This is a genomic window from Arthrobacter sorbitolis, from assembly GCF_054510995.1.
Genome location: NZ_JBTNDM010000001.1, coordinates 81,312 through 99,925 on the forward strand (window position 1 = coordinate 81,312; position 18,614 = coordinate 99,925).

16 protein-coding genes and 1 tRNA gene are annotated in these 18,614 nt (G+C 72.3%); 8 read left to right on the top strand and 9 right to left on the bottom strand.

All coding sequences use genetic code 11. The features are described 5' to 3' along the window. Positions 1-25: 25 nt before the first annotated feature. The gene (locus tag ACX80K_RS00395; RefSeq protein WP_459269921.1) at positions 26-847 is read left to right on the top strand and encodes a hypothetical protein; all 822 of its coding nucleotides are present in this window, start codon (positions 26-28) and stop codon (positions 845-847) included. Positions 848-857: 10 nt separating this feature from the next. Here ACX80K_RS00395 and ACX80K_RS00400 read toward each other — a convergent pair whose 3' ends face one another. Beyond that, on the bottom strand, positions 858-1,775 hold the full coding sequence (locus ACX80K_RS00400) for an oxidoreductase (protein ID WP_459269922.1): 918 nt from the start codon (positions 1,773-1,775) through the stop codon (positions 858-860). A gap of 121 nt (positions 1,776-1,896) precedes the next feature. Here ACX80K_RS00400 and ACX80K_RS00405 point away from each other — a divergent pair, with 121 nt between their 5' ends. Continuing rightward, positions 1,897-2,700: a transglutaminase-like domain-containing protein gene (locus ACX80K_RS00405; protein WP_459269923.1), complete on the top strand. Its 804-nt coding sequence runs from the start codon at positions 1,897-1,899 to the stop codon at positions 2,698-2,700. An 18-nt stretch (positions 2,701-2,718) separates the two neighbouring features. Here ACX80K_RS00405 and ACX80K_RS00410 read toward each other — a convergent pair whose 3' ends face one another. From ACX80K_RS00410 to bcp, 7 genes are all read right to left on the bottom strand, one after another. Continuing rightward, a complete protein-coding gene (locus tag ACX80K_RS00410) occupies positions 2,719-3,162 on the bottom strand; it encodes a MarR family winged helix-turn-helix transcriptional regulator (RefSeq protein WP_459270653.1) in 444 nt (147 codons plus the stop codon). A 150-nt stretch (positions 3,163-3,312) separates the two neighbouring features. Then, the gene (locus ACX80K_RS00415) at positions 3,313-6,486 is read right to left on the bottom strand and encodes an efflux RND transporter permease subunit (protein ID WP_459269924.1); all 3,174 of its coding nucleotides are present in this window, start codon (positions 6,484-6,486) and stop codon (positions 3,313-3,315) included. Positions 6,487-6,537: 51 nt separating this feature from the next. After that, a complete protein-coding gene (locus ACX80K_RS00420) occupies positions 6,538-8,016 on the bottom strand; it encodes a malate:quinone oxidoreductase (protein ID WP_459270654.1) in 1,479 nt (492 codons plus the stop codon). A 140-nt stretch (positions 8,017-8,156) separates the two neighbouring features. Next, complete coding sequence (locus ACX80K_RS00425; protein ID WP_459269925.1) at positions 8,157-9,887, bottom strand: ABC transporter substrate-binding protein; 1,731 nt, start codon at positions 9,885-9,887, stop codon at positions 8,157-8,159. A gap of 194 nt (positions 9,888-10,081) precedes the next feature. Further along, positions 10,082-10,792: a fasciclin domain-containing protein gene (locus tag ACX80K_RS00430; protein WP_459269926.1), complete on the bottom strand. Its 711-nt coding sequence runs from the start codon at positions 10,790-10,792 to the stop codon at positions 10,082-10,084. A gap of 267 nt (positions 10,793-11,059) precedes the next feature. Then, positions 11,060-11,141 (bottom strand) — tRNA-Leu (locus ACX80K_RS00435). 91 nt (positions 11,142-11,232) lie between these two features. Continuing rightward, complete coding sequence (gene bcp / locus ACX80K_RS00440) at positions 11,233-11,706, bottom strand: thioredoxin-dependent thiol peroxidase (protein WP_459269927.1); 474 nt, start codon at positions 11,704-11,706, stop codon at positions 11,233-11,235. A 183-nt stretch (positions 11,707-11,889) separates the two neighbouring features. Here bcp and ACX80K_RS00445 point away from each other — a divergent pair, with 183 nt between their 5' ends. Both ACX80K_RS00445 and ACX80K_RS00450 read left to right on the top strand, forming a co-directional pair. Then, the gene (locus ACX80K_RS00445; protein ID WP_459269928.1) at positions 11,890-12,399 is read left to right on the top strand and encodes a MarR family winged helix-turn-helix transcriptional regulator; all 510 of its coding nucleotides are present in this window, start codon (positions 11,890-11,892) and stop codon (positions 12,397-12,399) included. Between the two features lie 207 nt (positions 12,400-12,606). After that, positions 12,607-13,470 (top strand): sigma-70 family RNA polymerase sigma factor, encoded by an 864-nt coding sequence (locus ACX80K_RS00450; protein WP_459269929.1) that lies wholly within the window; start codon positions 12,607-12,609, stop codon positions 13,468-13,470. Positions 13,471-13,488: 18 nt separating this feature from the next. On the opposite strand, the gene ACX80K_RS00455 is transcribed toward ACX80K_RS00450, so the two are convergent. Further along, the gene (locus ACX80K_RS00455; RefSeq protein ID WP_459269930.1) at positions 13,489-14,496 is read right to left on the bottom strand and encodes a glycosyltransferase family 9 protein; all 1,008 of its coding nucleotides are present in this window, start codon (positions 14,494-14,496) and stop codon (positions 13,489-13,491) included. A gap of 128 nt (positions 14,497-14,624) precedes the next feature. On the opposite strand from ACX80K_RS00455, the gene ACX80K_RS00460 reads away from it, so the two are divergent. The 4 genes from ACX80K_RS00460 to ACX80K_RS00475 are packed head-to-tail and all read left to right on the top strand — an operon-like array spanning position 14,625 to position 18,560. Beyond that, entirely contained in the window at positions 14,625-15,173 is a 549-nt protein-coding gene (locus ACX80K_RS00460) for a D-glycero-alpha-D-manno-heptose-1,7-bisphosphate 7-phosphatase (protein WP_459269931.1), read from the top strand. Then, on the top strand, positions 15,170-16,273 hold the full coding sequence (locus ACX80K_RS00465) for a glycosyltransferase family 9 protein (protein ID WP_459269932.1): 1,104 nt from the start codon (positions 15,170-15,172) through the stop codon (positions 16,271-16,273). The genes ACX80K_RS00460 and ACX80K_RS00465 overlap by 4 nt, the downstream gene beginning before the upstream one ends. Then, the gene (locus ACX80K_RS00470) at positions 16,270-17,271 is read left to right on the top strand and encodes a glycosyltransferase (protein WP_459269933.1); all 1,002 of its coding nucleotides are present in this window, start codon (positions 16,270-16,272) and stop codon (positions 17,269-17,271) included. Before ACX80K_RS00465 ends, ACX80K_RS00470 begins: the two co-directional genes overlap by 4 nt. Continuing rightward, on the top strand, positions 17,268-18,560 hold the full coding sequence (locus ACX80K_RS00475; protein WP_459269934.1) for a glycosyltransferase: 1,293 nt from the start codon (positions 17,268-17,270) through the stop codon (positions 18,558-18,560). Before ACX80K_RS00470 ends, ACX80K_RS00475 begins: the two co-directional genes overlap by 4 nt. The last annotated feature ends 54 nt before the right edge of the window (positions 18,561-18,614 follow it).

Consider the following 18,614-nt stretch of genomic DNA (forward strand, 5'->3'; position numbering starts at 1 on the left):
CGGGCCGGACCGACGGGGAGACGTCATGCAGCAGGTTGGAAGTACCGGGCAGGATGCCCGACCGGCAGGACCCGCACGACCGGCACGGCCGGTTCGGCCGGCACGCCGGGGAGGGCCGGCCGTCGTCGCCGCCGTTCTCGCCTGCCTCCTGCTGGCCTCGTGCTCGGCACCGCAGGACGACGGGTCGGCCTCGCCATCGCCGTCCGTGTCCGCCCCCGCCACGGCCGGACCCACGGCGGCGCCGTTGCGGGAGGCACGCGACGGATGGAAGGTGTTCACCGATCCCGGGCGGCTCGTGAGCTTCGAACTGCCCGAGGCGTGGGTCGTGCAGCCGCTCGAACCGGCGGTGGGCACGTATGCGCCGGGCTCGCTGCACTACGCGGTCCGCACGCCGGAGGGGACCACGGCCGCCGAGCTGCACACGGGTATCGTCACGCCCGAGGTGCCCTGCCCCGAGCCGCAGCGCACCCCCTATTACGTCATCGGCAGCGAGCCGCTTCCCCTGACCGGCGAGGTCCCCGCCGCCACCGGCATCGAACCCCGCTTCGTCGTCCGGCTCATCACGGGCTTCCGCTTCTTCGGCTCCTACGGCATCACCGATGCGGTCGGGGGAGCCGACGGGCTGGCGTGCTCGCTGCCCAACACCGTCCAGGGGAGCGACGCCCTCGGCCGGTTCAGTTTCGGCGACCTCGAGGTGCTGGTACCCAAGGCGCCGGCGGAGACCGGACCCCAGACCGTCTCCTTCGGCACCATCGGGGAGGCCGAGGCGTACTACGCCACCCCGGAGTTCGCGACCGTCCGGGAGATGATCCTGTCCGTGCGGGTCGGGGCGGGCCCGGCGAGCTGACGGGGGCCCGTCAGGCGGCGGGCTGGAGGGTCGCGAAGTCGACGCCGGTCAGCTCGACGCTGCGGTTCCAGAGCCGTACCGCGGTGTCGCGGTCGAGGACCCGGGGCACGGGGGCGACGAGGCGGGGTGCGCCGCGGGTCTCGCCCGGGCCGGACGGGCCGTAGTAGTCGCCGCCGTGGACGTCCGGGGCCGTCGCCGCGTACAGGGTGGGCAGGGCGCCTGCGGCGTCGGACTGGCCCATCAGCTTGAGGAAGCCGCCGAAGGCGTCGAGCACGGGGGCCTGCATGCCCGCGGTGAGGTTCGTGTTGGCCAGGCCGGGGTGCGCCGCCACGGAGGTGAGGTCCCACCCTGCGGCGCGTGCCCGCCGGTCGAGCTCCACCATGAAGTACAGGTTGGCGATCTTGCTCTGGCCGTAGGCGCCCCAGCGCCGGTACCGGCGCTCCGACTGCAGGTCCCCGAAGTCGATGCGTCCCCGCTTGTGCGCGAGGCTCGACAGCGTGACGACGCGGGCGGACCCCGCCTCGCGCAGGTTCGGGAGCAGCAGGCCCGTCAGCGCGAAATGCCCGAGGTGGTTGGTACCGAACTGCAGCTCGAAACCGTCGGCGGTGGCGGACCTCGGCGTGGCCATGACGCCGGCGTTGTTCACGAGGATGTGCACGGGCCCCTCGAGGCCGGCCGCGAACTCGCGGACGGAGGACAGGCTCGCGAGATCCAGAACCCTCATCTCCACGCCCTCACTCCCGGTGAGGGAGCGGACACGCCCCTCGGTCTCGCGTCCGCGCTGCTCGTTGCGGCAGGCGAGCACCACGTGGGCGCCCTTCCTCGCCAGGCCGACCGCGGTCTGCAGCCCCAGTCCGCTGTTGGCGCCGGTGATGACCACGCGCCTGCCCGTCAGGTCGCCGATGGAATCCGCCGTGAAGTCGCTCATGAGGTGCCTTTCCTGCGTGGGTGTCGTGCCCGGTCGGGGATGCCGCCCGGTGCCGAGGGTGCCGCTCCTGCCCCAGCATAGAGTTGGGAGGGAACCGATCGCCTACCGGGAGCAACGAACCATGCAGCGCACTGTCTCCGCCGACCTCGGCGCCACGACGATCGCCGGCACCGAGGTCGTCCTGTCGATCGCCGTGGCCGCTCCCGAGGCCTACGAGGCGGTGGATGAGCAGCTGACGGTGCTCGTCGACGGTGAACCGGCCGAGTTCCGCATGCGGCAGGACAGGGACGGCAGCCGGCTGCACCTGCTCACCACGCCACGGGCCTCCACGCTCGACGTGCGGTACCGCGCCACCGTGACGGGGCAGGCGCCTCCGGCACCCCGCGACGACGTCGACCTCGTGCGCTACGTCCGCCCGAGCCGCTACGCCGAGTCCGACAGGATCCTGCCCACCGCCTACGCGGTGTTCCCCGACCTGCGGGGAGCGGACCTCGCCCAGGGACTGCGCACCTGGGTCGCGGGAGAACTGTCCTACGTCTCGGGGTCGTCCCGTTTCACCGACGGCGCGGTGGACACCCTCCTCGCCCGCAGGGGCGTCTGCCGCGACTACGCCCACCTCGTGATCGCCCTCCTGCGCGCGCGGGACATCCCCGCCCGCCTCGCGTCGGTGTACGCCCCGGGACTGAGCCCGATGGACTTCCACGCCGTGGTGGAGGCCTGGGTCGACGGCGCCTGGCACCTGCTGGACGCCACGGGCCTCGCGCCGCGCGCGTCGATGCTGCGCATCGCGACGGGCAGCGACGCCACAGACACCGCGTTCGTCTCGACGGTGGGGGGTTCGCTGCTGCTCACGCACCTGTCGGTGACCGCCACCGTCGACGAACTTCCCGTCGAGCGCGCGGAGGACCGGTTGTCCCTGCGCTGACCCGGCACCCGGCCGGTACTACCCCAGGCCCGCGTTGATCTTGTCCGTGAGCGCCCTGAGCTGTTCCATCTCGGCCGCGTCCAGCACGGGAGCCAGCACGTCCTGGATGCGATGCACGTGCGCAGACCCGATGCGCCGCTGCAGCGCCCTGCCCTCGTCCGTCAGCGCCAGCTCGACGCCGCGCTGGTCGGTCTCGGCCGGACGCTTCCGCACCAGGTTCCTGGCCTCGAGGCGGTCCACCATGCGGCTGAGGCTGGGCTGGCTGATCAGGAGGTGGTGGTTGAGCTCGTTCAGGCGCGTCCAGCCACCGGGGCAGCGGCTCAGGTTGAACAGGACGTCGTACTCGCCGATGGGCAGTTCCCGGAAGGCCGGATCCTGGCGGATGCGGCGCATCACGCCCACCTGCGCGCGGAACAGCGATTCCCAGGTCTCCGACGCCTGCCGCACCGAGGCGCCCGACATGCCCTCGGAGTCGAGGGTCGCCCCGGGCTGTCCCGTGCCGGTGTTCGACTGGTCGCCCATGACTGCTTCCCGGCCTCCCGCCGGTTCTCCCGGCCCTTGGATACGTTTGCATCCATCATACGCGGGACGCGCGGCACGGGTCCGACGACGTCAGGCGGTCGCGTCGGCCGGGCGTCGCCGCGCGCGGTCCTCGCGGCGCCCTTCCACGAGACGGTAGAGGACCGGCACGAGGACGAGCGTCAGGGCCGTCGAGGAGACGAGGCCGCCGATCACGACGACGGCCAGCGGCTGCGAGATGAAGCCCCCCTCGCCCGTGAGGCCGAGTGCCATCGGCGTGAGCGCGAAGATCGTGGCGAGGGCGGTCATGAGGATCGGCCGGAGGCGCTGGCGGGCGCCCTCGCGGATGGCTTCCGCGACGGGCAGGCCGGGCGTGCCGTTGCGCGGCAGGCGGTACTGGTTGATGAGGTCGATCAGCACGATCGCGTTGGTGACCACGATGCCCACGAGCATCAGCATCCCGATGAGCGAGGGCAGTCCCAGCGGGATCCGCGTGATCAGCAGCAGCGCGATGGCGCCCGTGGCGGCGAAGGGGATCGACACGAGCAGGATCAGCGGCTGCACGAGGCTCTTGAACGTCGCGACCATGATGACGTAGACGATGGCGACGGCCGCCCAGAGCGCCAGGAACAACTGGTCGAAGGACTCGGCCTGCTGGCTCGAGGCTCCTCCGACCGACGCCGTCGCGCCGGCCGGCAGGTCGATGCCGGAGAGGCGTTCGTCCACCGCGGTCGTCAGGCTGCCGAGGTCGTCCCCCGAGGGGGTGATGGAGATCCGCGCGGTCCGCTCGCCGTTGGTGCTGGTGACCGAGAGCGGCACCTGCACCTCCTCGACGGATGCGACGTCCGTGAGGGGGATGGGACCCCGCGCCGTGGGGACCCGAAGGGTGCGGAGCTGGTCGAGACTCGTGATGGGTGTGCCCTCGCCGATCAGGACCGGGAAGTCGTCGGCGCCGAAGCGCACGGACCCGGCCGGCACGGGGCTGATCCTCCCGCCGAGCAGGCCCGCGATCTGGCCCTCGGTGAGGCCCGCCGCCACGGCGGCCGCCCGGTCCACGTCGACCTGGATCTGCGGCTGCGCCGCCGACAGGTTGCTCGTGACCTCGCCGGCACCGTCGAGGCCCTGCATGCCGTCGAGGACGGCGGCATTCGCGGCCTCGAGGTCCTCCGCTACGGGTGCGGTGATGTCGACGTCGATGGTGCTGGAGGTCCCGAAGCCGCCCTGCTGGCTGGACAGCGAGAAGGTGCCGGCGCCCTGCAGGGCTTCGAGGTCCTGCCGGATCGATTCCTGGAGGGCCTCCTGGTCGGCCTCCTCGTCGGTGGTGACGGTGAAGGTCGCCACGGAGGCTCCGCCGGAGAACCGGGCGGCGAACCCTCCCTCCGCGTTGCCGACGGTGAGCTGGACGTCCCTGACCTCCGGGTCGGCGGCCAGGATGTCCTCGGTGCGACCCGCCGCCTCGGCGGTCGTCGCGAGGCTGGAGCCCGGCGCCAGGGTCTGCGTGAGGGAGAAGCTGTTCTGGCCCGAGCCGCCGAGGAGGTTCGTGGGGAGGAACGGGACCATCGCCGCCGTCGCGCCCAGCACGACCAGCCCGCTGGCGAGCGTGACGACGGGATGGCGCTGGGTCCCGGTCAGGATCGGCAGGTAGCCGCGCTGCAGGAGCGACGGCCGGTCGGGAGCCGGGGCGTCCCGGGCGCCGTCCTCCGGTGTCGCCGTCGCGTGGCGTGCCGCCCGGTGGGGAGTTCGGTGGGAGGTCCGGCGGGAGGCCGGGGTGCGGGGGAGGAACCAGTAGGCCAGCACCGGGATGATGGTCAGCGACACCGCGAGGGACGCCAGCAGGGCGATGCCCGTCGTCACGGCGAACGGGCGGAAGAGCTCGCCGGCGAGCCCGCCGACGAACCCGATCGGTGCGAAGACGGCGACCGTCGTCAGGGTCGACGCGGTGATGGCACCGGCGACCTCGCGGACCGCCGTCAGGATGGCCTCGCGCTTCTCCTCCCCGTAGCCGAGGTGCCGCTTGATGTTCTCGATGACGACGATCGAGTCGTCCACCACGCGCCCGATGGCGATCGTGAGGGCGCCGAGGGTCAGCAGGTTCAGGGAGTAGCCCGCGGCGTACAGGCCGATGAACGTGATGAGCAGGGACAGCGGGATGGAGATGGCGGTCACGAGGGTCGAACGCACCGAGAGCAGGAAGACGAGGATGATCAGGACGGCGAAGCCGAGGCCCAGGATGCCCTCGGTGGTGAGGTCGTCGATGCTGCTCTCGATGAAGGGGGCCTGGTCGAACACCACCGTGATGTCGGCCGCGTTCCCGAGCTCTGCCTCGAGGTCGGGGACGAGCTCCACGATCTGCTGGGAGATCTCCACGGTGTCGCCGTCCGGCACCTTGGTCACCGCGAGGGCGAGGGTCTCCACCCCGTTGGTGCGGGTGACGGAGGTGGGTGCGTCGTCGGCCAGCCCGACGTCGGCGACCCCGCCGATGGTGGCGGGGGCGGCCGACGAGGAGGACGACGAGGACGACGAGGACGACGGGAGCACCGGCAGTGCCGCGATGTCGTCGAGCGACCCGATCTGGCTGCCCGCCTGGATGGTCAGCGACCGGGGGTCGTCCTCGAGCGTCCCGACGGGGAACAGCGCGCCGTTGTCCTCGAGCGTGCTCGTGAGGTCCGCGACGGTCAGTCCGGCGGCTTCCAGGGCGCCGTCCCGCGGGAGGATCGCGACGTGCTGGGTGGTCCCGCCGGAGACGTCCGCGGTCCGCACACCGTCGATCTTCTGCAGGCGGGGGACGGTCAGCCGGGTCAGGTCGCCGTTGAGCTCGCTGAGGGACTGATCCGAGGAGACCGCCATGAAGACGATGGGCAGGTCGCTGATACTGCCCGCGAGTGCCTGCGGCTCGACGTCCTCCGGGAGGGTGGGGCGTACCGTCGAGATCGCCCGGTCCACCTGCGCCCGCGCCCGGTCGAGGTCGGTGCCGTAGACGAAGACGAGACTGACGGTGGAGACGCCCGAGCGTGAGGTCGAGGACGACGACTCGAGTCCCTCGACGCCGCTCAGGGCCGCCTCGAGGGGTTCGCTCACCTGCTGGTCCAGGTACTCGGAGGACGCCCCCGGCACGCTGGACAGCACCGTGATCTGCGGGAACTCGAGCGACGGGATGAGTTCCTGCTTGAGGGACCCGAGCGTGATGATGCCGAAGACGGAGGCGAAGATGGTGATGAGCGCGATGAGCGCACGGTTACCGAGGGAGAGATGGGCCAGACGGAACAAGGAACCTGCCTTCGATGCTGGCGGGCGCCCGGCTGTCCGGCACCGCCGTCGTTACTTGAGCTTGAGTGCCCGGTCGGTGAGGGACTGCACCTCGGCGGCCAGGGACGGGTTCTCGTTGAGCCGGATCCCGTACCCGGGCAGCATCTCCTTGAGCTTCGGCTCCCAGTCGGCCATCCTGGTCGGGAAGCACCGCTTGAGCAGTTCGACCATGATCGGGGCGGCCGTCGAGGCGCCGGGCGAGGCGCCGAGCAGGGCCCCGACGGAACCGTCCGCCGACGTGATGACCTCGGTGCCGAACTGCAGCACGCCGCCCTTCTTGGGAGCCTTCTTGATGACCTGCACACGCTGGCCCGCCGAGATGAGTTCCCAGCTGCCGCCGTCGGCCGTCGGGAGGAACTCGGTGAGCGAGTCGTTCTTGGCGTCCCGGTTCTTCAGCACCTCGGTGATGAGGTACTTGGTCAGGGACATGTTGTCCTTGCCGACGGCGAGCATCGGTACGAGGTTCGACGGCCGGATGGACGAGGGGAGGTCCAGGTAGGAGCCGCGCTTGAGGAATTTCGTGGAGAATCCGGCGTAGGGGCCGAAGAGCAGGGAACGCTCACCCTTGACGAAGCGCGTGTCGAGGTGCGGCACGGACATGGGCGGGGCGCCCACCGAGGCCTGGCCGTAGACCTTGGCGTTGTGCTGTCCGACGACGTCCGGGTCGGTGCAGCGGAGGAACTGCCCGGACACGGGGAACCCGGCGAAGCCCTTGCCCTCGGGGATGCCGCTGCGCTGCAGCAGGTGGAGCGCGCCGCCGCCGGCACCGATGAAGACGAACCGGGTGGTGACGGTGCTGGTCTCGCCGGTGGCCTTGTTCCTCACCTTGACGTCCCAGCGGCCGTCGGTGGCCCGGGCGACGTCGAGCACGTCGAAGCCGTAGTGGAGGTCCACCCCCGTGCCCCCGAGGTAGCCGGTGAGCTGGCGGGTGAGGGCGCCGAAGTCGACGTCGGTGCCACCCTCGACCCGGGATGCCGCGACGGGCTGCGACGGGTTGCGGCCCTTCATGACGAGCGGGGTCCAGCCGGCGATCGTGCCGTGGTCCTCGCTGTGTTCCATGGTCTCGAACAGCGGCTGCGCGCTGAGCGCCTCGTAACGCCTGCGCAGGTACTGCGCGTTCGCCTGTCCCCACACGAAACTCATGTGCGGGACGGGGTTGATGAAGGTGCGGGGATCGCCGATGTACCCCTCGGACACCATGTGCGTCCAGAACTGGCGTGATACCTGGAACTGCTCGTTGATGGCGACGGCCTTGGCCGGATCCACCGAGCCGTCCTTGCCGGCGGGCGAGTAGTTCAGCTCGCACAGGGCGGAGTGGCCGGTCCCGGCGTTGTTCCAGGGATCGGAACTCTCGAGGCCCGCGACGTCGAGCCTCTCGAAGAGGGAGATCCCCCACTCGGGCTGGAGCTGCCGGAGGAACGCACCGAGCGTGGCGCTCATGATCCCACCGCCGATCAGCACGACGTCGGTGGTCCTGGCAGGGGTGCCCAGATTGTTAGTGGTCAACGTTGTCTCCAGTCGCGAGGTCGTAGCAGGGAAAGCCTAGCCGCTGGCAGTGACACTCCCTAAATCCGCGCAGGCACGCGGACCGGCGCGGCCCGACCCCCGGTCGGGCGGCCCGGCCCGGTGCCTCAGTCCCGCGTCGCCGACGGTTCGGGGAGGGGCTCCGCGTCCGCCAGGTCGATCCGGTTGAACACCTCGCGCATCACCGGGCTGACGGGGTAGGACGTGACGCGGGCGCTCATCGCCAGGGCGGAGATGGGGAAGGCCAGGGGTACCGCAGGGATCCGGTCCGCGATCTGCGAGCTGATGCTCGCGTAGGCCTCGGTCCGGTCCTCGCCGTCCGGCAGCCCGCGGGCCCGGTTGATCTTGCTGAAGAGCTGCGGGTCGTCGTAGCCGAACTCGTCGGTGCGGCTCCCGAAGAGGGCGCCGACGAAGTTGTCCGGGTCCTCGTAGCTCCCGCTCCACCCGAGGAGGTGGAACGCCCGCTCCCCGGGCTCCTGCACCGCGGCCACGTAGCCGTCGCTCCAGTCGACGGGGACGGGCTCGATGTTGAACCCGGCCTCGGTCAGCTGGCGGCTGAGCTCGGCATAGGCCTTCTCGGGCGAGGGGAGGTAGGCGCGGGAGACATTGCGCGGGTAGTAGAAGGGGAGTTCGCGCCCGTCGTAGCCGGACTCCTCCAGCAGCTCCCGGGCGAGGTCGAGATCGTACCCGTAGTCGTTCACGGTGTCGTTGCCCACGCCGAGCTTCTCGGGGATGAACTGGCGAGCCGGCTTGGTGCCGTTGAGGAAGCGGCCCTCGATCAGGGCGTCCTTGTCGACGGCGTGCGCGACGGCCCGGCGGAAGAGGGCGTCGTCGACCCCGGGGAAGGCCTGGTTCATGCCGAGGTACAGCACGGAGTACGGGTCGCGCTGCAGGAACTGCAGGCCGTTGCGGGCGAGGTCGACGGCGCTGTCGACGCTCACGAAGTCGTAGCCGTCGATCCGCCCGGAGGTGAGGGCCCGCGCGCGGGAGTCGGGGTTCGAGATGGTCGTGAAGACCACCTCCTCGACCTCGCCGCGCTCGCCCCAGTACCCGGTGAAGGCGCTGAGGTCCACGGCACCGGGCGTCCAGGAGACGAGGCGGAAGGGTCCCGTGCCGACCGGCGCCAGGCCGTAGCGGGAGATGGCCGCGCCGTCGCGGGACTGCCCGAGGTCGTCCGCCGCTCCGGACCGGAGCGCTGCCGGAGAGGACATGGCGAAGGCCGGGGCGGCGAGCGCCGCGATGAGTCCCGTGATCCTGCCCCGGAGCTGCAGGTCCACGGTGTACTCGGACGTCGCGGTGCAGCCCGCGTACAGCGTGGCGTCGGGTCGGTCGGAGTACGCCTTGAACACGTTCTCGAAGGGCAGCCGGGAGGAACCGGCGCGGGTCTCCGCGGGCAGGTCGTACCAGCGGTCGAAGTTGGCGCACACCGCGTCCGCGTCGAAGGGCCGGCCGTCGTGGAAGACGACGTCGTCCCGGAGCGTGAACTCGTAGGCGCGGCCGTCCTCCTGTTCCTCCCACGACTCGGCCAGCAGCGGCGTCGGCTCCGAGGTGAGGGGGTCGACGCCGACCAGCCCCTCCATCATCTGCTGGGTCACGCGGTAGGACTCGGTGTCGTTGGCCAGTGCCGGGTCGAGGGTCCGCGGGTCCGCCGCGGTGCCGAACGTGAAGGTCGACGCGTCCGCGGCGGTCGTCGCCACGGTCGCGGAGGGCTGCGGCGGGGTGACCTCGCCGGCCGTGCAGGAGACCAGGGACACCGCGGCGACGAGGACCGCAGCCAGCGGGAGCGCACCGCGCTCGACGCGTCCGGGGAGGAGGCGGCGCGCGGCAGGGGTCTTCACAGTCAGGATCTCCGAAGGGCAGTGGATCCCGGTCCGACGCGGTCCGGGTTCGTGAGCCCCCAGTCTAGGTGATGGTCCTGCCCGCGCCGCCCAGGAACGCGGCGGGGGCGGACGAACGAAAGGACCCCCTGCACGAGGGGGTCCTTCCCTTGCCCCGGACCACGTCAGAGGTGTGGCCGGGGACGCAGCGGTCCCTAGCCTGCGGGAGGCGTCAGGACTCCGTCGACCAGGTACACGACGGCGTTGGCGGTCTGGACGCCGCCGCAGATGACGTTGGCGTCGTTGACCTTGAGCTCCTGGCCCGAGCCGGTGACCTCGAGCGTCGCGCCCTGGACCGTGGTCTGGGTGGTGCCCTCGAGCTCGGCGGGCTGGATCTTGCCCGGGACGACGTGATAGGTGAGGATGCCGGTGAGGCCCTCGGTGTCGGTCTTCAGGCCCTCGACGGTCTCGGCGGGCAGTGCCTTGAAGGCGTCGTCGACCGGTGCGAAGACGGTGAACTCGCCGCCGTTCAGGGTGTCGACGAGGTCCACGTCCGGGTTGATCCCGCCGGAGACGGCAGCGGTCAGCTGGGTGAGGATGGGGTTGTTCGAGGCGGCGGTGGCCACGGGATCGAGGGCCATGCCGGCGACCGAGCCGGCGCCGTCGGGAACGGTCTCGGCGTAGCCGGCGCAGCCGGGGCCCACGAGGTTGGCTGCGGGGTCCATGGCGGCCGCGTCGGCGGAGGCCGAGGGGCTCATGCTCGCCTCAGGCGAGGCCGACTCGCTGGCCATGCTGCTCTCGCTGGCCATGCTGCTCGGGGAGGACTCCGACGAGGCCTCCTCGCCGCCGCCGCAGGCGGCCAGACCGAGCATCGAGACGGCTGCGATGCCGAGGATCGAGAAGTTCCTGCGCTTGGTGGTTTCCATGGGATGTCCTCCGTACAGGGCGCTCTGGAGGAGCGCCGGTGGTCTGTGATTGTCGGTGAAACACATCGTGTCGAGGTCTCGGAGGTACTTCGGACGACCCCCGGGAGCGGATGGGTGCGATCTTCGGCGGACGCCTCCCGCCGTCGCCGGGCCCGGTCCGGGGACCGTCGGACGGCCCGCTCCCGACCCGGGGCGACGGGCGGCCGCGGTTGCACGTCCCGGCACGCAGAAGCCCCGCCGGGTCGGGTGCCCGGCGGGGCTTTCCTGTGCGCAAGAGGGGACTTGAACCCCTACGTCCGAAGACACTGGAACCTAAATCCAGCGCGTCTGCCAATTCCGCCACTCGCGCTCGCAGGTCCTCCCGGGGAGGACCGTCCTGTCCGGCCTACTCTATCGCCACCGCGCGGATCGTCCCGGGGCCCGGGCGGGCGATCGCGGGCCTACCGGTCGATGCCGAGGTCGCGCCGCAGCTTCGCGACATGGCCTGTCGCCCGCACGTTGTACTGCGCGACGGCGACCCTGCCGTCGCCGTCGACGACCACCGTGGACCGGATGAGCCCCTCGTAGGTCCTGCCGTAGTTCTTCTTCTCGCCCCAGGCGCCGTAGGCCTCCGCGACGGCGTGATCCTCGTCGGACAGCAGGGGGAAGGTCAGGGACTCCTGCTCGGCGAACGGGGCCAGCTTCGCGACGGGGTCGGGGGAGATGCCCAGCACCCGGTACCCGGCACCCCGGAGCGAGGCCAGGTTGTCCCGGAAGTCGCAGGCCTCGGTGGTGCATCCGGGCGTGGCGGCCGCCGGGTAGAAGTACACGACGACGCCGCCGCCCCTGAACGACGAGAGGGCGACGTCGTTGCCCTCGGCATCCGGGAGCGTGAAGTCGGGGGCACTGTCACCGGGGGCGAGTCGTTGCGTCATGGATACTCCTGGGGGTTCGGCGGGGTGGTGGGATCCGTGGACGGCAGGGGCGCGGACCCGCCTCCTGGCGGGATCCGCGGGCCGGCCGGGAGGAATCGACTAGCAGGCCTAGCTATCATAGGGGGAGGATCCGGCGCGGTAGGGGACCGCCGGGTCTGCGAGCGAGAGGAAGTGCACGGTTATATGCCCGATCTGGAGCAATGGCCCACGGGTCGACTGCTGACCACGGCGGCGCGTCTCGTCGAGCACGCCTGGAACGAACGGCTCGTCGACATCGGGGTGACCCACGCGGGCGTGATCGCCCTGGGCGTCCTCGCCGACCAGGGGGCCATGACGCAGGCCAGCCTGGCCCAGATCGTCCGCGTCCAGGCGCAGACGATGGGGAAGACCCTCTCGCGGCTCGAGACCAGGGGACACGTGACGCGCGTGCGCAACGACCTCGACCGGCGATCGCACACCGTGTCCATCTCGCCGGCGGGACGCCGGGTCCTCGACACGGCCGAGGACATCGAGCGCACCCTCGTGGCCGGCGGTGGGCTCGTGTCCGAGGAGCTGCGCGGCCATCTGCAGCGGGTCATCAAGGAACTGGGCGCACCGCGCTGGAACTGGACCGCCGCCGGTGCCGCCCCGCAGGAGGGCGTGGCGCTCGAAGGTCCGGCCGCTTCGGGACCCGCCGCGACGCTGTTGAACTGAGGTCGCCTCCCGAAGCGGCGACCGTCCAGCCCCCTGCCGAGCGGCAGGGGGCTTCTTCGTCGTCGCCCCCGGGCTCTCCTACCCGTGCGCCCGGCAAAAGGGAAGACCCCCTGGCGAAACGGCCGCTGTGCGAGACGGGGGTTGCGTACTAAGCACGCTGATGTTCTGTTGGGAAGCGTGAGTGTCCAACGCCCGACGGAGTACAGCATGCCCCATATCGCCGATCCCGCATCGCCCTCGGGCACTCCTGCCGCATGCGCCACCGCAGTCGCCGATGCCGGGCCCGTCCCCGGGGCCGACCGGTTCGGGGCCGACGGGTCCGCCACGGACGGGCGCCGTCCGGAGCGTCCCCTGAAGGCGGCCCTGCAGGACGACATCGCCCTGCGGCACATGGACATCGCCGAGTCGGTGGCCCGCTCCTTCGCCTCCTCGGGGCCCGAGGCCTCGGACATCCGGCAGGTCGCGTATCTCGGTCTCATCAAGGCCGTGCAGCGGTTCAACCCGGGGCGCGGCGTGCCGTTCGCCTCCTTCGCGGTGCCGACCATCACCGGCGAGATCAAGCGCTACCTCAGGGATTCGTGCTGGGTGGTGCGCCCGCCCCGCGACGTCCAGGACCTCAGGACCGAGATAGCCCGTGCGGCTCCGGCGATGGCGCAGCGGCTCGGCCGGGAGGCGACGGTACGCGAGCTGGGACGGGAACTGGGCTGGCCGGAGGGCAAGATCCTCGAAGCGCAGGCGTCCTCCTCGAGCCTGCGGCCCGATTCGCTCGACGCGCCGTTCGAGGGGCGCAGCTGGGCCGACACCCTCGCGGCCGACTCCACCGGGATGGAGCGCAGCGACGACATGATCTCGCTGCGCGGTGCCGTCAACGAGCTCGACGCCGGCGAGAAGGAGCTGCTCTACCGCCGGTACTTCATGGAGCAGACCCAGCAGTGCATCGGCGACGAGCTCGGGATGTCGCAGATGCAGGTCTCGCGGACGCTCGCGCGCATCCTCGTGAAGCTGCAGAAGCGACTCCTCGGCGCGCCGGCCGAGCCGGCCCGGCGCACCGCGCGGTCCGGCATCGCCTGAGGTGCTCCCGGAACCGCGCTAGGAGATCCCGTGGTCGGCTGCGGCCGCCAGCACCTGATCCACGGTCACGGCCATCAGGGCCGGGTCGGGGGTGGGCGAGAACGTCTCGCCGAGGCGGAGTGACGCGTCGGTGAGCACCGTGTGCGGGCCGGGCGGCGGGCCCCATTCGGACGCCGGCGCCGGGCCGAAGAGCACCACGGACGGCCGCGCGTAGGCCGACGCCAGGTGCGCGGCCCCCGTGTCGGCCGAGACGACGAGGGAGGCTCCGGCGATCAGGGCGGCGAAGCGGTCCAGGGGCAGGTGCCCCGCCGCCACGGTCTCCTCGGGCAGCCCGGCGCCATCGGCGACGGCGAGCGCGCGCGGCCGCTCCTTGGCGCTGCCGGTGAACAGGACCTGGTGCCCGGCAGCGGCGAGGGTGCGCGCCACCTCCGCGAACCGTTCCACCGGCCAGAGGCGGCTGCCGTACGCGGCTCCCACGTGGACGACGACGGCGTCCGGCGCCGGGCTCCCTCCGTCCGGCACCCGCAGGCGGCAGTCGAGCGGATCCGCTGGGACGCCGTGCCAGGAGACGAGCGACGCCCAGCGCTCGCGTTCGAGGATGCCGTCGCGCCACTCGGGGCCGTCCCAGCCGGGGGAGCGGTGCCCCATGCGCCGCTTCGCGCCGATCTCCTGCAGGCGGGCCCTGCTCTCGCCGCCGCTCCCGTGCAGGTTCACGGCGAGGTCGATCCGTCCGTGCTCGATGGGCAGGGGATCGTCCAGCCCGTGCGTCGGCAGCAGGTCGTCGATGGCGTCGGTGAGTCCGACGACGGGCCGCAGCCATTCCTGCGCGGCGTAGAGGATGCGGTGCTCGGGGAAGGCCCGGCGCAGTCCCTTGAGGGCGGGCACGGCCACGAGCAGGTCGCCGAGCTTCAGGGCGCGGAGCGCCAGGATCTCCGGGCGTCCGTCCGGTGCGGGGGTGGAGGCGGGGATCGGCGCGGAGCCGGGGGCGGGCCGGGCGCCCGCGGTGGTGGTGCCCTCGGAAGTCATGCGGATCATCCTGCCAGAGGTTCGGGGGCCTCCCCGCGGCCGCGGCGGGACGGGGCGACCGCGGGGCGGGAGAGAAGAAGTTCGGGAGGAAGTGTTTAGTACTGCTTCTTCTCGGGAACTAAGCCTGTATGCATACTTCGGCCGAACGCCCGCGGACGGCACCCCGGGCCGTCCTGTTCGACCGCGACGGGACCATCGTCGTGGACGTCCCGTACAACGGCGACCCCTCGCTCGTGCAGCCCATGCCGGGCGCCCGCGAGGTCCTCGACGGCCTGCGCTCCCGCGGCATCCCGGTGGGCGTGGTCACCAACCAGTCGGGCATCGCGCGGGGCTACGTGACGCGGGAGCAGGTCGACGCCGTCAACGCCCGCGTGGAGGACCTGCTCGGTCCCTTCGCGGTCTGGGAGGTCTGCCCGCACGGGACGGACGACGGCTGCCCGTGCCGCAAGCCCGGGCCCGGCATGGTCCTCGCCGCGAGTGCGCGGCTGGGCCTCGACCCGGCGGACGTCGCCGTGATCGGTGACATCGGGGCCGACATGGGCGCTGCCGCGGCCGCCGGCGCCCGCGGCGTCCTCGTGCCGACCGACATCACGCTCGACGAGGAGATCCGGGGCGCCCCCGCCGTCGCACGCGACCTCGCCGAGGCCGTCGAGGCCCTGTGGGCGGGCACCCCGTGAGGCGGCGCGTCCTCGTCGCCCGCCTCGACAGCGCCGGCGACGTCCTGCTCGCCGGCCCCGCCGTCCGGGCCGTCGCCGCCGGGGACCACGGTGACTCACCGAACGACGTCGTGATGCTGTGCGGGCCGCAGGGTGCTGCCGCGGCCCGCCTCCTGCCCGGCGTCGTCGACGTCGTCACGTGGTCCGCCCCGTGGATCATCGACCCGGCGCCCGAGCCCACGCCGGACCTGATCGCCGGACTCCACGACGCCGTCGTGGGCCTCGGCGTCGACGAGGCGGTCCTGCTGACGTCCTTCCACCAGTCGCCGCTGCCCCTCGCCCTCCTGCTCCGGCTCGCCGGGGTCCGGCGGATCGCGGGTGCGTCCGTGGACTACGCGGGCTCCCTCCTCGACGTCCGGCTCAAGCCCGGGGAGGACTTCCCGGAGGACCAGCCCGAGGCGGAACGCGCCCTCGGCATCGCGGAGGCCGCGGGCTACGCGCTGCCGCCCGGCGACGACGGCCGGCTCCGGGTCTCGGGCCTCACCGACGCCTCCGACCTCGTGGGTCAGGGGCCCTACGTCGTCGTGCACCCCGGCGCGTCGGTACCCGCCCGGGCCTGGCCGCCGCTCCACCACGCGGCCGCCGTCGAGCTCCTCACGGCGGCCGGCTTCCGCGTCGTCGTCACCGGCGGGCCCGGCGAGACCGACCTGACCTCCACCGTCGCCGGACCGGAGGCGCTCGACCTCGGGGGCCGCACGGACCTCGCCGCGCTGGGTTCCGTCCTCGCGGGGGCCACCGTCGTGATCACGGGGAACACGGGGCCCGCGCACCTCGCGGCCGCCGTCGGCACGCCGGTGGTCTGCCTGTTCTCGCCCGTCGTGCCCGCGATCCGCTGGGCGCCCTACCGCGTCCCCGTCGAACTGCTCGGCGACCAGGACGCCGCCTGCGCGCTCAGCCGGGCGCGCATCTGCCCCGTGCAGGGCCACCCCTGCCTGTCCACCGTGTCCCCGGAGGACGTCGTCGACGCCGTCCTCCGGCTCGGCTCCGGAGTATCGTCACTCGGCTCGCGCCGTAGCATCGGCCGCACCGACGGCCGCAGAACAACGAGGGGAAACCGATGAGGATCCTGTTATGGCACGTCCACGGCGGGTGGACCGACGCCTTCGTGAGGGGGAGCCACACCTACCTGCTGCCCACCACGCCCGACGGCGGTCCCTGGGGACTCGGCCGGGCGGGCCGCGACTGGCCCGCCTCCGTCGTCGAGGTGGCGCCCTCGGACCTCGCGGACGCCGGCATCGACGTCGTCGTCCTGCAGCGCGTGGAGGAGATCGCGGAGTGCGAGCGGCTCCTCGGCCGCACGCCCGGGCGGGACCTGCCGGCCGTCTTCCTCGAGCACAACACGCCGCGCCGCGACATCGTCGGCACGGTGCACCCCCTGGCCGAGCAGACGGACATCCCCGTGGTGCACGTGACCCACTTCAACGACCTCTTCTGGGACAGCGGCGTCGCGAGGACCACGGTGATCGAGCACGGCATCGTCGACCCGGGCTACCTCTACACGGGGGAGCTCGAGCAGCTCGCCGCCGTCATCAACGAACCGGTGCGCCGCGGGCGCATCACCGGCACGGACCTGCTCCCGCGGTTCGCCGGCGTCGCGCCCCTGGAGGTCTTCGGCATGGGCACGGACCGGCTCGCCGACGCACTGGACCTTGCCCCCGGGGAACTGAGGATCGGCGGGGACCTCCCCACGGCGGAGCTGCACGCCCGCCTGGGACGCTCACGGGCCTACGTGCACCCGCTGCGGTGGACCTCCCTCGGGCTCTCGCTCCTGGAGGCGATGCACGTGGGGCTCCCCGTGCTGGCGCTCGCGACGACGGAGGCCGCGCGTGCGGTACCGCCCGGGGCCGGTGCGATCTCGACCAGCATCGACGACCTCGTGCGGACGGCCGCGCGCCTCATCGACGACCCGGACGAGGCCCGGGCCCGAGGGCTCGTCGCACGGGAAGCGGCCCTCGCACGGTACGGGCTCGCCCGGTTCCTCGCCGACTGGGACGACGTCCTGGAGGGCGTGCCCGTGCGGCACCGGGTCCTGGCGGCAACAGAAAGGAAAGCGCAGTGAGGATATCGATGGTGTCCGAGCATGCCAGCCCCCTCGCGGCACTGGGGGGCGTCGACGCCGGCGGACAGAACGTCCACGTGGCCGAGCTGTCCCTCGCACTCGCCCGCCGCGGGCACGACGTCACGGTGTACACCCGCCGCGACGACGCCGCGCTGCCCGACCGCGTCCGCACCCACCCCCGGCTGGAGGTCGTGCACGTCACGGCCGGACCGGTCAGCACCGTCCCCAAGGACATGCTGCTGCCCTACATGGGCGAGCTGGCCGAGGGCATCGTCGAGGACTGGGGCGAGGACGCGCCGGACATCGTGCACGGCCACTTCTGGATGTCGGGCATCGCCGCGCTCGACGCCGCCCGCCAGTCGCGGAGCGCCGGCCGACCTGTGCAGGTCGTCCAGACCTTCCACGCGCTCGGGACGGTCAAGCGCCGCCACCAGGGAGCCGAGGACACGAGCCCGTCCGAGCGGCTCATGCTGGAGGCGATGGTGGGCCGCAGCGCCGACCGCATCGTCGCGACCTGCTCCGACGAGGTCTTCGAGCTCAAGGCCATGGGCGTGCCCGGCAGCCGCGTGTCGATCGCCCCCTGCGGCGTCGACCTCGAACTGTTCTCCCCGACGGGCCCCGTCGAGCAGCGCGGCCGTGCCCACCGGATCGTGAGCGTGGGCAGGCTCGTCCCGCGCAAGGGCATGGACATCGCCATCCGTGCGATGCGCGACCTCGCCGCCCTGGGCCGGGACGACGTCGAACTCGTCATCGTGGGCGGCTCCGGCAACTCGGCGACCCTCGAGGACGACCCCGAGGCACAGCGGCTCCGGGCGCTGGCGGCCGAACTGGGCGTCGGGGACCGCGTGGTGCTGCGGGGCCAGGTGTCCCGCGCCGAGATGCCCGCGGTCCTGCGGAGCGCCGACGCCGTGGTGTGCGCGCCGTGGTACGAACCGTTCGGCATCGTGCCGCTCGAGGCGATGGCGTGCGGCGTCCCCGTGATCGCGGCGGCGGTCGGGGGACTGGTGGACACCGTGGTGGACGGCAAGACCGGCCTCCATGTCCCGCCGCAGGACCCGGAGGCGGTCGCGGCGGCCATCGCCGAGATGGTGTCCGACCCCGTCTGGGCCACGGAGCTCGGCGGCAACGGCTACCGCCGCGTCAAGGCCCGCTACTCGTGGAGCCGGATCGCCGCCGACACGGAGAAGGCCTACCAGACGGCCCTGGCCGCGGCAGCGCCCGCCCAGCAGGCCACCGCGCGGCGGAGCGCCGCGCGTCGACTCGAAAGCACGGGAGGCAGGGCACTGTGACCACTCACATCACCGACGTCACCACGGACAGGACCGCCGACCCCACGGCACCGG

Excerpts from the sequence above, each read along its gene's own strand:
- ACX80K_RS00410 (WP_459270653.1), bottom strand. The coding sequence starts at position 3,162 with ATGTCGGGCGCCTCGGTGCGGCAGGCGTCGGAGACCTGGGAATCGCTG.
- ACX80K_RS00430 (WP_459269926.1), bottom strand. The coding sequence starts at position 10,792 with ATGGAAACCACCAAGCGCAGGAACTTCTCGATCCTCGGCATCGCAGCC.
- ACX80K_RS00450 (WP_459269929.1), top strand. The coding sequence starts at position 12,607 with ATGCCCCATATCGCCGATCCCGCATCGCCCTCGGGCACTCCTGCCGCA.
- ACX80K_RS00470 (WP_459269933.1), top strand. The coding sequence starts at position 16,270 with ATGAGGATCCTGTTATGGCACGTCCACGGCGGGTGGACCGACGCCTTC.
- ACX80K_RS00400 (WP_459269922.1), bottom strand. The coding sequence starts at position 1,775 with ATGAGCGACTTCACGGCGGATTCCATCGGCGACCTGACGGGCAGGCGC.
- bcp (WP_459269927.1), bottom strand. The coding sequence starts at position 11,706 with ATGACGCAACGACTCGCCCCCGGTGACAGTGCCCCCGACTTCACGCTC.
- ACX80K_RS00455 (WP_459269930.1), bottom strand. The coding sequence starts at position 14,496 with ATGACTTCCGAGGGCACCACCACCGCGGGCGCCCGGCCCGCCCCCGGC.
- ACX80K_RS00395 (WP_459269921.1), top strand. The coding sequence starts at position 26 with ATGCAGCAGGTTGGAAGTACCGGGCAGGATGCCCGACCGGCAGGACCC.
- ACX80K_RS00460 (WP_459269931.1), top strand. The coding sequence starts at position 14,625 with ATGCATACTTCGGCCGAACGCCCGCGGACGGCACCCCGGGCCGTCCTG.
- ACX80K_RS00405 (WP_459269923.1), top strand. The coding sequence starts at position 1,897 with ATGCAGCGCACTGTCTCCGCCGACCTCGGCGCCACGACGATCGCCGGC.
- ACX80K_RS00445 (WP_459269928.1), top strand. The coding sequence starts at position 11,890 with ATGCCCGATCTGGAGCAATGGCCCACGGGTCGACTGCTGACCACGGCG.